The organism is Curtobacterium sp. MCBD17_028, from assembly GCF_003234875.1.
Classification (GTDB): Bacteria; Actinomycetota; Actinomycetes; order Actinomycetales; family Microbacteriaceae; genus Curtobacterium.
On sequence record NZ_QKTQ01000003.1, the window covers coordinates 174498 to 189065 of the forward strand.

13 protein-coding genes are annotated in these 14568 nt (G+C 72.2%); 5 read left to right on the top strand and 8 right to left on the bottom strand.

Annotation, left to right across the window (positions count from 1 at the left end; translation table 11 throughout):
* Positions 1-102 precede the first annotated feature (102 nt).
* The gene (locus tag DEI86_RS05310; protein WP_111009723.1) at positions 103-1350 is read right to left on the bottom strand and encodes a PTS transporter subunit EIIC; all 1248 of its coding nucleotides are present in this window, start codon (positions 1348-1350) and stop codon (positions 103-105) included.
* A gap of 131 nt (positions 1351-1481) precedes the next feature.
* Between DEI86_RS05310 and DEI86_RS05315 the strand changes: the two genes are divergently transcribed.
* Together DEI86_RS05315 and DEI86_RS05320 are read left to right on the top strand one after the other, a co-directional pair.
* Positions 1482-1772: a PTS glucose/sucrose transporter subunit IIB gene (locus DEI86_RS05315; RefSeq protein ID WP_258368533.1), complete on the top strand. Its 291-nt coding sequence runs from the start codon at positions 1482-1484 to the stop codon at positions 1770-1772.
* Positions 1769-2221, top strand: coding sequence for a PTS glucose transporter subunit IIA (locus DEI86_RS05320; RefSeq protein WP_111009725.1), 453 nt, complete (start codon positions 1769-1771; stop codon positions 2219-2221). Before DEI86_RS05315 ends, DEI86_RS05320 begins: the two co-directional genes overlap by 4 nt.
* On the opposite strand, the gene DEI86_RS05325 is transcribed toward DEI86_RS05320, so the two are convergent.
* Positions 2218-2988, bottom strand: a complete 771-nt coding sequence (locus DEI86_RS05325; protein ID WP_258368534.1) for a GntR family transcriptional regulator — start codon at positions 2986-2988, stop codon at positions 2218-2220. The two genes, DEI86_RS05320 and DEI86_RS05325, sit on opposite strands and share 4 nt — an antisense overlap.
* A gap of 285 nt (positions 2989-3273) precedes the next feature.
* On the opposite strand from DEI86_RS05325, the gene DEI86_RS05330 reads away from it, so the two are divergent.
* Together DEI86_RS05330 and DEI86_RS05335 are read left to right on the top strand one after the other, a co-directional pair.
* On the top strand, positions 3274-4572 hold the full coding sequence (locus DEI86_RS05330; RefSeq protein WP_220038487.1) for a glycosyltransferase family 2 protein: 1299 nt from the start codon (positions 3274-3276) through the stop codon (positions 4570-4572).
* Positions 4569-6089 (top strand): glycosyltransferase family 39 protein, encoded by a 1521-nt coding sequence (locus DEI86_RS05335; RefSeq protein WP_146244867.1) that lies wholly within the window; start codon positions 4569-4571, stop codon positions 6087-6089. The genes DEI86_RS05330 and DEI86_RS05335 overlap by 4 nt, the downstream gene beginning before the upstream one ends.
* A 36-nt stretch (positions 6090-6125) precedes the next feature.
* Here DEI86_RS05335 and glgX read toward each other — a convergent pair whose 3' ends face one another.
* Positions 6126-8144, bottom strand: coding sequence for a glycogen debranching protein GlgX (gene glgX / locus DEI86_RS05340; RefSeq protein ID WP_111026958.1), 2019 nt, complete (start codon positions 8142-8144; stop codon positions 6126-6128).
* A 114-nt stretch (positions 8145-8258) separates the two neighbouring features.
* On the opposite strand from glgX, the gene DEI86_RS05345 reads away from it, so the two are divergent.
* Entirely contained in the window at positions 8259-8672 is a 414-nt protein-coding gene (locus DEI86_RS05345; RefSeq protein WP_111012203.1) for a hypothetical protein, read from the top strand.
* A gap of 12 nt (positions 8673-8684) precedes the next feature.
* On the opposite strand, the gene DEI86_RS05350 is transcribed toward DEI86_RS05345, so the two are convergent.
* From DEI86_RS05350 to DEI86_RS05370, 5 genes are all read right to left on the bottom strand, one after another.
* Positions 8685-9533, bottom strand: a complete 849-nt coding sequence (locus DEI86_RS05350) for a CPBP family intramembrane glutamic endopeptidase (RefSeq protein WP_111048985.1) — start codon at positions 9531-9533, stop codon at positions 8685-8687.
* 133 nt (positions 9534-9666) lie between these two features.
* Positions 9667-11166: a dihydrolipoamide acetyltransferase family protein gene (locus DEI86_RS05355; protein WP_111048986.1), complete on the bottom strand. Its 1500-nt coding sequence runs from the start codon at positions 11164-11166 to the stop codon at positions 9667-9669.
* 55 nt (positions 11167-11221) lie between these two features.
* A complete protein-coding gene (locus tag DEI86_RS05360) occupies positions 11222-12181 on the bottom strand; it encodes an alpha-ketoacid dehydrogenase subunit beta (RefSeq protein ID WP_111012407.1) in 960 nt (319 codons plus the stop codon).
* Positions 12182-12267: 86 nt separating this feature from the next.
* Entirely contained in the window at positions 12268-13410 is a 1143-nt protein-coding gene (locus DEI86_RS05365; RefSeq protein ID WP_111048987.1) for a thiamine pyrophosphate-dependent enzyme, read from the bottom strand.
* A gap of 29 nt (positions 13411-13439) precedes the next feature.
* A complete protein-coding gene (locus DEI86_RS05370; protein WP_111048988.1) occupies positions 13440-14513 on the bottom strand; it encodes a histidinol-phosphate transaminase in 1074 nt (357 codons plus the stop codon).
* Between the last annotated feature and the right edge of the window lie 55 nt (positions 14514-14568).

The window sequence follows — 14568 nt, forward strand, 5'->3', positions numbered from 1 at the left end:
GCTGCCGCCCCTCGACGCTAGACCTGTTGAGAATGATCGTCAAAACCACGGACGGGAGGCGCGGTACCGACCGGCACCGCGCCTCCCGTCCGTCGCGCCACGTCAGGGCGTGGTGGCCGCCTCGACCGACTCGGCCGCCGCGTCGTCCTCGCGCCCCGGGGTCCGGAGGTTCCAGCGTTTGATGACGAAGCTGAAGACGAAGTAGTAGATGACGCCGTAGGCGATGCCGATCGGGATGAGCCAGATCGCACCCTGCGCCTTGCCGAAGTTGAGCACGTAGTCGATCGCGCCCGCGGAGAACGTGAAGCCGTCGTGGATCCCGAGCGCGTTGACGAGTGCGAGCGACGTGCCGGTCAGGACCGCGTGCACGACGTAGAGCGGCCAGGCCACGAACATGAAGGAGTACTCGAGCGGCTCGGTGATGCCCGTGACGAACGAGGTGAGCGCGGCCGAGAGCATGATGCCGCCGACGACCTTGCGGTTCTGCGGCTTCGCGTGACGCCAGATCGCCAGGGCCGCGCCCGGGAGACCGAACATCATGATCGGGAAGAACCCGGTCATGAAGATGCCGGCGTGCGGGTCGCCCGCGAAGAAGCGGTTGAGGTCGCCATGCGCACCGTGGTAGTCGCCGATGATGAACCAGACGACCGAGTTGAGGATCTGGTGGAGGCCCGTCGGGATGAGCAGGCGGTTCGCCGCGCCGTAGATCCCGCCGCCGACGACCGAGTTGGACGCGACCGCGTTGCCGATCCAGGTGATCACGGCGTCGAACGGGATGTAGAGGAACGCCATCGCCACGCCGATGAACAGCCCGGCGAACGCGCTGAGGATCGGGACCAGGCGTCGGCCGGAGAAGAACCCGATGAAGTCGGGCAGCTTCGTCCGGTGGAACCGCTGCCAGAGCACCGCGGACACGAGCCCCATCACGATGCCGCCGAGGACCCCGTAGTTGATGGTGGGCACGGTGCCGGCGGCGTTCTTGTGGGTGCCGAGCACGATGGGCGACATCGCGGTGAACACGCTCGAGAGCACCATGTAGCCGACGACCGCGGCGAGGGCGGTCGACCCGTCGGACTTCTTGGCCCACCCGATCGCGATGCCGACGGCGAAGATGAGCGGCAGCCACGTGAAGACGCCGTTGCCGGCGGCGGAGATGACCGCGGCCCACTGCCCGAACCCGGGGATGGCGCCGAGCAGGTCGGCCTGCCCGAGGCGGAGCAGGATGCCGGCGGCCGGGAGCACCGCGATCGGGAGCATGAGGCTCCGGCCGAGCCGCTGCAGGTTGGCGAACGCGCGACTGGGCTTCTTGGCCGGTGGGGTGGACACCGGGACGGCTTCGGCCGTGGTCATGGTGGATCCTCTCGTCATCGGGTGGAGCATGGGTGGTTGATGCCCGGATCCCGCGTCGGTACTGTTCGAGAACAGTGCCGGTCCTGTCCGGTCATGACCAGTTCGCTGTAGTCTCCACATCAGCGTGGTCCGTGTCAACAACCCGGTCCCGGCCCCGTCGAGACCGCAGTTCATCCCCTGGAGGAGGACCCATGTCGAAGGCAGAAGCGATCGTGGCAGCACTCGGCGGCGCCGACAACATCGAGGAGGTCGAGGGCTGCATCACGCGCCTCCGCACCGAGGTGGTCGACCCGTCGCTCGTCGACGAGGCCGCGCTCAAGCAGGCGGGTGCGATCGCCGTCGTCGCCATGGGCACCGGCGTGCAGGTGATCGTCGGCCCCGAGGCCGACAACCTGGCGCAGGACATCGAGGACATCCTGTGACGGACGTCCGCACGCCGTTCGCCGGACCGGTCGTCGGGCTCGCCGACGTGCCGGATCCGGTGTTCGCGGGCCAGCTCGTCGGGGCGGGCGTCGCCGTGCGCCCGGACGAGCACGCCCGGTCCGTGACGGCGGTGGCGCCCGTGGCGGGCACGATCGTCAAGCTCCACCCGCACGCGTTCGCGATCGAGGGCGCCGAGGGCACGGACGTCCTCGTGCACGTCGGCATCGACACGGTCAAGCTCGGCGGTGCGGGGTTCGAGCTCCTCGCCGCCGAGGGGGACACCGTCGCGGCCGGCGACCCCGTCGTGCGGTTCGACCCGGCGGCGATCGTGGCGGCCGGCTACGCCCCGGTGTGCCCGGTCGTCGTCCTCGGTTCGACGCCCGACTCGGTCCCCCAGGACGCCGTGGGCAGCTCCGTGCCCGAGGGCGCGACGCTCTACACGACCTAGATCAGCGCGATCGTCCGCGGCGCCTCGGCCGAGACCTCCATCTGGACCCGGTACCGGTCGCTCCGGTACCAGCTCCGGGTGTGCTCCACCGGGCCCGGCTCGGCGAACGACACGCGGTCGAACACGAGCACGGGCGCCCCGGTCCGCGTGCCGAGGAGTGTCGCCACGTCGTCGCTCGCCGGGTCCGCCGCGACCGTCTGCACCGCGCGGACGATCGGCAGCCCGTACCGATCGGCCACCAGCGAGTACACCGAGCCGCTGAGGTCGTGCTCCAGGAGCCCCGGGTACGCGGCGCGCGAGAACCAGGCGTCGTCGATCGACACGGGGACGCCGTCGGCGAGCCGCAGGCGCTTCAGGTGGACGGCGACGTCGTCGGACTCGAGGTGCAAGGCGGCCGCGGTGTCCGCGGGCGCGACCCGTTCCTCCCGGACGAGCACGACCGTGGTCGGCGTGTGTCCGAGCGCACGCATCTCCTCGGTGAACGAGGCGAGGTGGAGCGTCGACTGCACGGGTCGGTGCGCGACGAACGTGCCCTTGCCGCGGACACGCGTCAGGTAGCCCTCGTTGACGAGTTGGCCGAGGGCCTCGCGCACGGTGATGCGGCTGACGCCGTACTCGGTGATGAGCTGCCGCTCCGAGGGGATGGCGGCGCCCGGCTGCAGTCGCTCGGTCACGAGTTCGAGCAGGATCCGCCGGAGCTGCGCGTGCTTCGGGATCGCGCTCTCGGTGATCCGTCGTGCCGCACCCTCGTCGCTGCGTCGTGCCACGCGTCGTACTCCTCGCCCGCAGTGGAGGCCCGGCGACCGGGGGCTGGTCCTGTGCGGACATGACCAGTCGAGCACACAGTAGCGAACAGCGCTGGGAGCGCCAGGGTCATCCGGCGGGACGGGACCGCGGGTGACAGCGGATCCCCGCCCGGGTGAGTGCGTGCCGTAAAGGAGCGACGCCGACGGGCGGATCGGTGCGGTTCGACGTCCTCGACACGTCCGGACCCGCACACCATGCGGTCTCGGGACGCCGACCCCCGACGCCCCGTGATGTGGAGGGACCCCGTGCTCGACGCGCCACTCCTCGCCGCCGCGATCGCCACGCACCTCGCCCTCGCCGCGGCCCTGACGGCCTTCGCGGCCCTCACGCTCCTGTGGTCCCTGCACACGCAGGCATCACCGGAGCGGGTGGCGCGGAGCCGGTTCGACCGGACGCCGCGGGCGTGCACGCGGTCGTTCTCGCTCCTCGTGCCGGCCCGGCACGAGGAGGGGGTCCTCGCGGACACGCTCGACCTGCTCGCCGCCCAGACGCACCCGCGGTTCGAGGTGATCGTCATCGTCGGGCACGACGACCGCGCGACGGCCCGGATCGCCGAGGCCGCGGCGGCCCGGCACCCGGACCACGTCCGCGTGGTGGTCGACCGGGGGCGGGTGAAGACGAAGCCGCGCGCCCTGAACCGTGGGCTCGCGGTCGCCGCGGGCAGCGTCATCGGGGTGTTCGACGCCGAGGACGACGTGCACGAGCGACTCCTCGAGCGGGTGGACGCGCGGTTCGCGGAGACGGGCGCGGACGTGGTGCAGGGCGGGGTGCAGCTGATGAACCACGCGCGGTCGTGGTGGCGCGTCCGGAACGTGGTCGAGTACGCGCTGTGGTTCGGGTCACGGCTGCACGCGCACGCGGCGGCGGGGGTCGTGCCCCTCGCGGGGAACACCGTGTTCGTCCGCCGTCGGGTGCTCGAGCGGATCGGCGGCTGGCAGGACGACTGCCTCGCCGAGGACTGCGAGCTCGGCATCCGGCTCTCCGCAGCGGGCGCCCGGATCGACGTCGTCACGGACCCGACGTACTCGACCCGCGAGGAGACCCCGCCGGACCTCCGGGGGCTCCTCCGCCAGCGCGTGCGCTGGAACCAGGGGTTCCTCCAGGTGCTGCGTGGCGGCGCCTGGAAGGGCCTCCCGTCGTGGCGGCGGCGCACGCTCGCCCGCGTCGTGCTCGGCATGCCGTTCGCGCAGGTGCTCATCGGCATGTCGGTCCCGGTGGCCGTCGTCGAGACGCTGGCGGTGCGCCTCCCGGTCCCCGTGACGCTCGTGACGCTCGCGCCCGTGGCGCCGTCCGCGCTCATGCTCGTGGTCGAGTGCCTCGCGCTCGACCAGTTCGGTCGCGCCTTCGGCCGTCGGGTCCGGCCGGCGGACCACGTCCGACTCGTGCTCGGGGCGATCCCGTTCCAGGTCGTCCTGTCCGTCGCGGCCGTCGTCGCGGTGTGGCGCGAGGTGCGCGGCGACCACTCGTGGCAGAAGACGGTGCACACCGGCCTGCACCGGCGTCAGCGGCGCGGTGCCCCCACGCCGGGCCGGGCCCCGGCGTGAGCAGCCGCTCCGCGGTCCTGCGGGGAGTGGTCTGGTGCGGACCCGTGCTCGTGGTCGAGATCGTGGCACTGTGCGTCGGCCTCGGCCGCACGCCCCAGCGCGCCGACGACGAGGGCACGTACGTCGCGCAGGCCTGGTCCTCACTGCACTCGGGCGCGCTCGCCCACTACACCTACTGGTACGACCATCCCCCGGCGGGGTGGATGCAACTCGCCCTGTGGTTCGGCGCGACGGGTGCGCTGGCACGGCACCAGTCCGCGGTGCTCGCCGGCCGGGAGGCCGTGGTCACCGCCACCCTCGCGGCCACGGTCCTGACCTGGCTGTTGACCCGACGCCTGGGCGGCTCCCCGGTCGCGGCCACCGTCGCGGCGGCGGTCTTCGCGATCTCGCCGCTGGCGGTCGCGTTCCACCGGATGGTCTACCTCGACGACCTCGCCGTGCCGTGGGTCCTGCTCGCGGCGGTCCTGGTCACGGCGCGACACCGTCAGCTGCCGGCCTGGGCCGGCGCGGCCGCCGCGTGCGCGGTCGCGGTCCTCACCAAGGAGACGACGGTGCTCGTCGTCCCGTTCCTGGCGTGGGTCGCCGCGCAGCGCGGGCACCCGGCCGTCCGCCGCACCGCCGCCGGTGTCGCGGTGCCGCTCTTCGTCCTGCTCGTCGCCGTGTACCCGGTGTCGGCCGCCATCAAGGACGAACTCCTCCCCGGCGCGGGTCACGTGAGCCTCCTGGGGTCGGCGTGGTTCCAGGTCGCCGGTCGGGAGGCCGGGGGTTCCGTCCTCGACGCGACGAGCGACACCGCGCGCACGCTGGCGTCGTGGTGGTCCCTCGACGCCCCCTTCGTCGTCGCCGGGCTCGCCGCCGCGGTGCTCGCCACGGCCCGGCAGCGGCTCCGCCCGATCGCCGTCCTCGTGCTCGGACACGTCGCCGTGGCGCTCCGGCCCGGCGGGTACCTGCCCGTCCCGTTCGTCGTCGTGCTCCTGCCGTTCGGTGCCGTCCTCGTGGCGCTCGTCGTGGAGGGCAGCCTGCGCCCATGGCTGCGACACGACCGCCGGTTCCCCCGGTCGTTGACGCGTGCCATGGCGGCCGGCACGGTGCTCGCGGTGGTCGCCGTCGGCGCGTTCTGGGTGCCGAGCGCCACGCAGGGCCTCCGCTGGCTGACGACCGCCGATGCCGACCGTCCGATGCGATCCGCCGAACGGTGGCTCGCCGCCCACGTCGGTCGGCACGCGGTCGTGGTGGTCGACGACGCCATGTGGCTCGACCTCGTGCGCGCCGGCCGTGACCCCGACGACGTCGTGTGGTTCCACAAGCTCGACAGCGATCCGGAGGTCCGAGGCCGCACCGACGACGGCCGCACGGTCGACTACGTGGTCACGACCGTGTCCGTGCGCGAGGACCTGCCGCACCTGCCCCTCGTCCGCGCCGCGGTGCGGCGGGCCGTGCTCGAACGACGGTTCGGTTCGGGCGAGGACCGCGTCGACGTGTGGCGGGTGGCACGACGGACGGGTGGCCGGGCGTGACGCCCGACCACCCGTCCGTGGTCCCGCGCGCAGTGCTCAGACGAGCGCGGTGAAGGACGCGTCGCGCACCAGGAGCGTCGTCGCGCCCTCCTCGACCTGCTGTTCCGCGTCGCTCGACAGCCCGAGGGACCAGTCGCCGCCGCCCGGGCGCTCCGGCAGCGTGAACTCGACGACGGTCTCGGACGCGTTGAGCAGCACCGCGACGACGTCCTCGCCGTCGGTGAGCAGCAGCGTCACCGCCATGTTGAGCGGGTCCTCCCAGTCGTCGTCGCCGAACGGCTCACCGTCGGCGCGGAGGATCTGCACGGTCTCGACGCCGTGCTCCGGCGCGACGCGGTACCACTCGGGGGTCAGGGCCGGGTGCGCCTTGCGGAACGCGATCGCCGAGGCGGTGAACGCCTGCAGCTCGCGGTCGGCGGCAGCCCAGTCGTACCACGAGATCTCGTCGTCCTGGCAGTAGGCGTTGTTGTTGCCGCCCTGGCTCCGGGCGATCTCGTCGCCCCCGAGGATCATCGGCACGCCCGTCGACAGCAGCAGCGTCCCGAGGAAGTTCCGGCGCTGCAGGTTCCGGTAGTCGTTCACGGAGCCGTCGTCGGTCGGTCCCTCGATGCCGCCGTTGAACGAGCGGTTGTCGCTCTCGCCGTCGTTGTTGTCCTCGCCGTTGGCCTCGTTGTGCTTCTCGGCGTACATCGTCAGGTCGGCGAGCGTGAACCCGTCGTGCGCGGTGACGAAGTCGACGCTGCACAGCGGGGAGCGGCGGGACGCCTCGTAGACGTCGGGGCTGCCGAGCACGCGCTGGACGGCGGCGCCGAGCGACCCCGGGGTGCCGCGCCAGAAGTCGCGGAGGTCGTCCCGGTACTTCCCGTTCCACTCGGACCAGTCCGCGGGGAACCCGCCGACCTGGTACCCGGCGGTGTCCCACGGCTCGGCGATCATCTTGACCTCACGCAGCACCGGGTCCTGGTGGATGATGTCGAGGAACGCGGAGAACTTCTCGGCTTCGCCGCCCTGGCGGGTGAGCGTCGTCGCGAGGTCGAACCGGAAGCCGTCGACGTGCATCTCCTCGACCCAGTAGCGCAGCGAGTCCATGATGAGCGCGAGGGCGGCCGGGTGGGCCACGTTGAGGCTGTTGCCGGTGCCGGTCGTGTCGAAGTAGTGCTCCTCGTCGCCCTCGACGAGCCGGTAGTACGACGTGTTGTCGATGCCCTTGAACGACAGGGTCGGCCCCATGTGGTTGCCCTCGGCAGTGTGGTTGTACACGACGTCCATGAAGACCTCGAGCCCGGCGGCGTGCAGGGCCTTCACCATCTCCTTGAACTCGCGCACCTGCTGCCCGGCGGTGCCCGACGACGAGTACTCGTTGTGCGGTGCGAGGAAGCCGATGGTGTTGTAGCCCCAGTAGTTCCGCAGACCCTTGTCGGTGAGCGTCGCCTCCTGGACGAACTGGTGGGTCGGCAGGAGCTCGACCGCGGTGACGCCGAGGTCGACGAGGTGCTGGATCGCGGCGGGGTGCCCCATGCCGGCGTAGGTGCCCCGGATCTCCTCGGGCACGTCGGGGTGCTGCTTCGTGAACCCCTTGACGTGCGTCTCGTACACGATCGTGTCGGACAGCGGGGTGCGGAGCGGGGCGTCGTCGTCCCAGTCGAACGCCCGATCGGCCACGACGCACTTCGGCATGGCGCTGGCGGAGTCGGTGTCGTCGATCTCGTCCGGGGCGTCCATCTTGTGCCCGAAGAGCGCCTGGCCCCACTCGTAGTCGCCGTCGATCGCGGTGGCGTACGGGTCGAGCAGGAGCTTCGCGGCGTTGTGGCGGAGCCCGTTCGCCGGGTCCCACGCACCGTGCACGCGGACGCCGTACCGGGTGCCGACGGCGACGTCCGGGACGATGTCGTGGAACACGTACCCGGTGCGGTTCGTGAGTTCGGTGCGGTGCTCGGTCCCGTCCTCGTCGAACCGGCAGAACTCGACGCGGTCGGCGGTGGCGGAGAACACGGCGACGTTGGCACCATCCTCGACGAGGGTGACACCGAGGGGATGACGGGAGGATCGGCTCATCCGTCCATCCAACCGGGCGAGGGCCGCGCGTGTCCGCAACCGACGCGACGGCCACGTTCCGGGGACAGCCGGGTACCCGACGCGCGTCCATGGAGAGCGCGTACCGTCCCCGGCATGACGGATCAGGAGCACGGACGGATCGACCAGGACGACCCCGAGACGACACAGACGGAACGGGTGACACGGATCCAGGACGACGCAGCGCGTCTCGGGCTCGCCATGGTGGGCGAGGCGACCGCGATGACGACCGGCGACGAGGACGCCTTCCGCGCGAGCGAGGAGAACCTCCGCGAGGTCGTCGCCGAACTCGTCGACGAACCACTCACGCCGCGACAGGAACAGGTCGTCGAGACCCTCGGGGCCATGGGCGGCAGCCTCACGGCCGGCCTCGGGAGCGCGCTCGCGCAGGAGCAGGACCGTGAGCCCACGGAGGTGCTCGGCGGTGCGGCCGCGAGCATCGTGTGGCAGCAGCGACTCGCCGACGTCGAACAGGACGTCGACGACATCGAGGACGTCGAGGACCGCTGAGCCACCACGCGCTCAGCGCGGGGTCGCCCTGCCGCTGGTGTGGACCCGGTCCTGCGGAGCGCGACGGAGCGCGACGACCATCCCCATGACCGCGGCGACCACGATGACCGCCGTCGCGGCGACCACGAGCAGCGGCGGAACGCCCACGGCGGCGTGCCCGCGGAACCCGAGGATCCCGTTGGAGAGCGCGTGCAGCAGCACGGCGCCCCAGAGCGCCCCCGTCACGCGTCGGGCCAGGTAGCAGGCCGAGCCGAGCACGAAGGTCGTCACGACCTGGTAGAGACCACCCGCCGCCTCACCCTGGTTGAGCAGGTGCATGAGGGCGAACACCGCGGTCGACACCAGCCAGACCGCCCATTCCGGTGTCGCCCGGCGGAGCCCCGACACGAGGATCCCACGGAAGACGAGCTCTTCGACCACCGCGACCGCGACCACGGCGACGACGAGAGCACCGAGGTACCCGGCGGCGCCGGAGCGGACCGGAGCGAGGAACGTCAGGACCGCCACCACGACGTACGCGACGAGTGCCGCCACCGCCCACCACGGGCGAGCGGACGCGCTCTCGGCGAGCACCCGACGCCACCCGCCGAACACGGTCACGATCACCGCGAACACGACCAGCAGCACGCCCTCGCCCGCCGACTGGTGCAGGAGCGCCTGCGACGACGACAGCGGGTTCACGCCCGACCCGGTGCTGACCGCCTGCCCGGCGAGGACGGCGAACGGGAGCACCAGCACCACCACGATCGTGACCGCGACGGCCAGCCACGGACGCTCGATGCGCGCCGGGAAGGGTCGTGGTCGGCCGGAGCGGTCGGGACCCGAGCGGGGTCCAGGCGAGGGCACGGGCGAAGCGGACATGGGCGACTCCTCGAGGACGAAACCTGGTATATCGGTCGTGGTCCAAGCCTAGGCGTGATCGAGGACGCCGAGGCGCGGGCCCCGCCACCCGGGACGTCGCCGCTCCGGACGTCGCCGCTCCGGACGTCGCCCGTCAGTCGAGCAGGAGCGCCGGCTCCTCCATGACGGACGCGACGTCCTGGACGAAGCGGCTGGCGACGTCGCCGTCCACCACACGGTGGTCGAAGCTCGCGCCGATCGTGGTGACCATGCGCGACCGGACCTCGCCGTCGACGACCCACGGCTTCGGCTTGATCGTGCCCATCGCGACGATCGCGACCTCGCCCGGGTTGAGGATCGGGGTTCCCGTGTCCATGCCGAACACGCCGATGTTCGTGATCGTGACCGTGCCCGCCGCCATGTCCTCGGGCGTCGTCTTGCCGTCCCTCGCCGTCAGCGTGAGCCGTTCGAGCGCCTGCGCGAGCTCGAACAGCGACATGTCCTGGGCGTCCTTGACGTTCGGCACGATGAGACCGCGCGGGGTGGCCGCGGCGATCCCGAGGTTCACGAAGTGGTGCACGATGATCTCGCGGTCGGTCCACGTCGAGTTCACGGTGGGGTTCCGCCGCACCGCCCAGATCACCGCCTTCGCCATGATGAGCAACGGCGACACCTTGACCCCGGCGAACGTGGGCGAGGTCTTGAGTCGTGCGACGAACTCCATCGCACGGCTCGCGTCGACGTCGACGAACAGGCTGACGTGCGGCGCGGTGAACGCGCTCGACGTCATCGCGGTCGCGATCGCCTTGCGCACGCCCTTGACCGGGATCCGCTCTTCGCGCACGTCGCCCCACTCGGGGGTCTCGAGGTTGCGGAACACCGTGGCCTGGGTCGCGGAGCGGATGACGTCGTCGCGCGTGACCTCGCCCGCGAGCCCGGTCGCGACGACGGCGGTCAGGTCGACACCGAGGTCCTTCGCGAGCTTGCGGATCGGCGGCTTGGCGACGACCGGCAGCGCCGACGCGGCCGGCACGCTCGCGGGGCGACGCGCTGCAGCCGCCTCGTGCGCGGCCTCCTGGTCGGCCCGAGCGGTCGCCCGCCCCGCCTCGACGGCCACGGCGGCAGCGCGACGGGCACCGGGCCGGCGGCGCGACGGCGCACCGGCGGCGGACCCGTAGCCGACGAGGACCGCGCCCGACGCCTCGTCGGTGCCGAGCGGCATCGCGGTGTCGGCGATCTGCGGGGTCGTCGTGACGGTCGGTGCGTCGAGGACCGCGGTCGTGCCTCCCGACCGGTCGGGGCCCGCAGCACCCGCCGCGGTGCCGGCGGACGCGGAGTCGGCCGCCCCGGCGCCCGAGCGGGCCCCGGTGGGGCCGCTCTCGCCGGTGCCGCCCTCGCCGGTGCCGACCTCGACCGGGCAGTCGACCTGGATGATCGGCACGCCGACCTCCACCGTGGCGCCCTCGTCCACGAGCAGCCGCGTCACCGTCCCCGCGAACGGCGAGGGGAGCTCGACGAGCGACTTGGCGGTCTCGATCTCGACGAGGACCTGGTCGACACTGACCTCGTCCCCGAGCGCGACGCGCCACTGCACGATCTCGGCTTCGGTGAGGCCTTCTCCCACATCGGGGAGCGGGAATTCTGCGACGGGCATGGTGACTCCGTTCTCGGTCGGGCCGGCGCGGCCAGGGAACCGCGCTCGGACAGGATCAGTAGGCGAGCGCGCGGTCCACGGCCTCGAGCACGCGGTCGGCGTCGGGCAGGTGCAGGTGCTCCAACTTCGACTGCGGGAACGGGATGTCGAACCCCGAGACCCGCAGGGGCGGTGCCTGGAGCGTGTAGAAGGTCTTCTCGGCGATGGTCGCCGCGATCTCGCTGCCGAGACTGACGAAGCCGGAGGCCTCTTGCGCGATCACGACACGGCCGGTCCGACGAGCGGACTCGAGCAGGGGCTCCCAGTCGATGGGCGACAGCGATCGGAGGTCGACGACCTCGAGGCTCGTGCCCTCGGTCTCGGCGATCTCGGCCGCCTGGAGCAGCGTCGACACCATCGCGCCGTGCCCGACCACCGTGACGTCGGACCCCGTCCGGGCGATGCGCGTCGTGTGCATCGGGACGCCGCCGTCGACCAGGTCGACCTGCCCCTTCGGCCAGTACCGGCTCTTCGGCTCGAGGAACACGACCGGGTCCGCCGACCGGATCGCCTCCTGGATCATCCAGTAGGCGTCGTTCGGGGTGCTCGGGCTCACCACGCGGAGGCCCGGGGTGTGCGCGAAGTACGTCTCGGGGCTCTCCTGGTGGTGCTCGACCGCGCCGATGTGGCCGCCGTAGGGGATCCGGATCACGACGGGCACCGACATGTGGGCCGGCAGGCGGTTCGCCATCTTCGCGAGCTGCGACGTGATCTGGTCGAACCCGGGCCACACGAAGCCGTCGAACTGGATCTCGACGACGGGCCGGTACCCGCGGAGCGCCAGGCCGATCGCGGTGCCGATGATCCCCGACTCGGCGAGCGGGGTGTCCATGACGCGCTGCGACCCGAACCGCTCCTGCAACCCCTCGGTGATCCGGAACACGCCACCGAGCGTGCCGATGTCCTCGCCCATGAGCAGCACCCGCGGGTCCTGCTCCATCGCGGCGGCGAGCCCGGCGTTCAGCGCCTTCGCCATCGGGAGGACCGGGGTCGGATCCGACGGGACCGCCCCCGCACCCGGGTGGGTGCGCAGGGTGTAGTCGACGAGCTCCTCGGTCCCGCTCACGCGGCATCGCCTCCTGCGGTGTCGTGGGCCGCCTCGTACGCGCGCAACCACGCGCGCTGCTCGGCGACGCGTGGGTGCGCCTCGCGGTACACGTGGTCGAACATGGCCTCCATCGGCGGGACCTGGAGGGCCGTGGTCCGGCGTCGCACGTCGGCCGCGACGTCCTCGGCCTCCTCCTCGATCGCGGCGAGCCACGACTCGTCCACGCCGCGCGCCCGCAGGTGACGCTCGGACCGGACGATCGGGTCGCGCGCGACCCATGCGGCGAGTTCGTCGTCGCCGCGGTACCGCGTCGGGTCGTCCGAGGAGGTGTGTGCGCCGATCCGGTAGGTCTCGGCCTCGATGAAGCGGGGGCCGCGACCGGCGCGGGCGTCGTCGGCGGCCGCGAGGGTCGTCGTGTAGGCCGCGAGGACGTCGTTGCCGTCGATGTGCACACTGGGGATCCCGAACCCGCGGGTCCGGTCGACGAGCGGCGTGGGCGACTGCACGGACACCGGCACCGAGATCGCCCAGTGGTTGTTCTGCAGGAAGAACACCACGGGCGCACTGGTGCTCGCGGCGAAGACGTACGCCTCGCTGACGTCGCCCTGGCTCGTCGCACCGTCGCCGTAGTAGACGATCGTGCAGGCGTCGACCCCCGGGTCGCCCGTACCGACCACGCCGTCGAGCCGCTGCCCCATCGCGTAGCCGGTGGCGTGCAGGGCCTGGGAGCCGATGACGAGCGTGTAGATGTGGGTGTTGCCCCGGGCGTCCGGGTCCCACCCGCCGTGGGCGTTGCCGCGGAACACGCCGATGATCTCCATCGGGTCGACACCGCGGGTCAGGGCGACGGCGTGCTCCCGGTACGAGGGGAACACGTGGTCCTGCGGACGCAGGGCGTGCGCGGACCCGACCTGGGCGGCCTCTTGCCCGTGGCTCGGTGCCCACAAGCCGAGCTGGCCCTGTCGCTGCAGGTTCGCCGCAGTGTGGTCGAAGCGTCGGGTGACGACCATGTCGCGGTGCAGACCGAGCAGGACGTCGTCGGGGATGTTCCGCGCGACAGCGGCGTACTCGGCGTTCGTGTCGTCCTCGACGAACCGCCCGTCGGGGTCGAGGATGCGGATCGTGGTCGTCGCGGGACCCGCGGCGGGGGAAGGCATGCGGACCAACCTACTGGCCGCGCGAGGCCCTACTCCGTGAGACTCCCGACAACGTGCTGGGCGGTCCGCAAGAGCGTGTCGACAGCCTCCGACTCCCCGATCGACACCCGGATGCCCTCGGGAGCGAACGCGCGCACCATGATCCCGGCCCGCTCGAACGCCTCGGCGGCGGCGGCTGTGCGCTCACCCGTCGGCAGCCAGACGAAGTTGCCCTGCGCGACCGGGACGCGCCAGCCCTGGTCGAGCAGGGCGTCGCGCACGCGGTCCCGGAGCGCCGCGATGCGGTCGACCCGCTCGAGGAGTTCCGGCTCGCGCTCCAGGCTCACGAGCGCGGCCGCCTGGGCCTGCGCCGTGACCGACAGCGGGATCGCGGTCGACCGGGCGGCGTCGAGCACGGACGCCGGGCCGAGCGCGTAGCCGATGCGGAGGCCCGCGAGCCCGTACGCCTTCGAGAACGTCCGGAGCACGACGAGGTTCGGGTAGCGCTCGAGCAGCCCGGCGCCGCGGACGGCGTCCGGGTCCGTCACGAACTCGGCGTAGGCCTCGTCGAGGACCACGAGCAGGTCGGTCGGCACCGACTCCATGAACGCGGCGAACTCGGCGCCCGTGACGATCGGCCCGGTCGGGTTGTTCGGCGAGCAGACGATCACCATGCGGGTCCGCTCCGTGACCGCGGCCGCCATCGCCGGCAGGTCGTGGCCACCGTCCAGTCGGTTCGGGACCTGCACGCTCTCGGCACCCGCGACCGTGACGAGTCCGGGGTAGGCCTCGAACGACCGCCAGGCGTAGACGACCTCGTCACCCGGGCCCGCCGCGGCCTTGGCGAGCTCGTGCAGGATCGCGACGCTGCCGGACGCGACGTGGACCTCGTCCACCGTCAGTCCGAACCGGGCGGCGAGGACCGCCCGCACCGCGATCGCCGAGGCGTCCGGGTACCGGTTGTACGCGGTCTGGCGCTGGACGGCCTCGACCACGCCGGGCAACGGGTCGAACGGGTTCTCGTTGCTCGAGAGCTTGAAGGCGTCGCCGGGCGCCTGACGGCCCTGTCGGTAGGCCGGGAGCGCCGCGATCTCGGGACGGAGGCGGACGGGCTGCTGGGTCACCCGGTCAGCCTAGCGACGCACACCGTCCGGCCCTCGGCGCAGGGCGGTCCCCGCG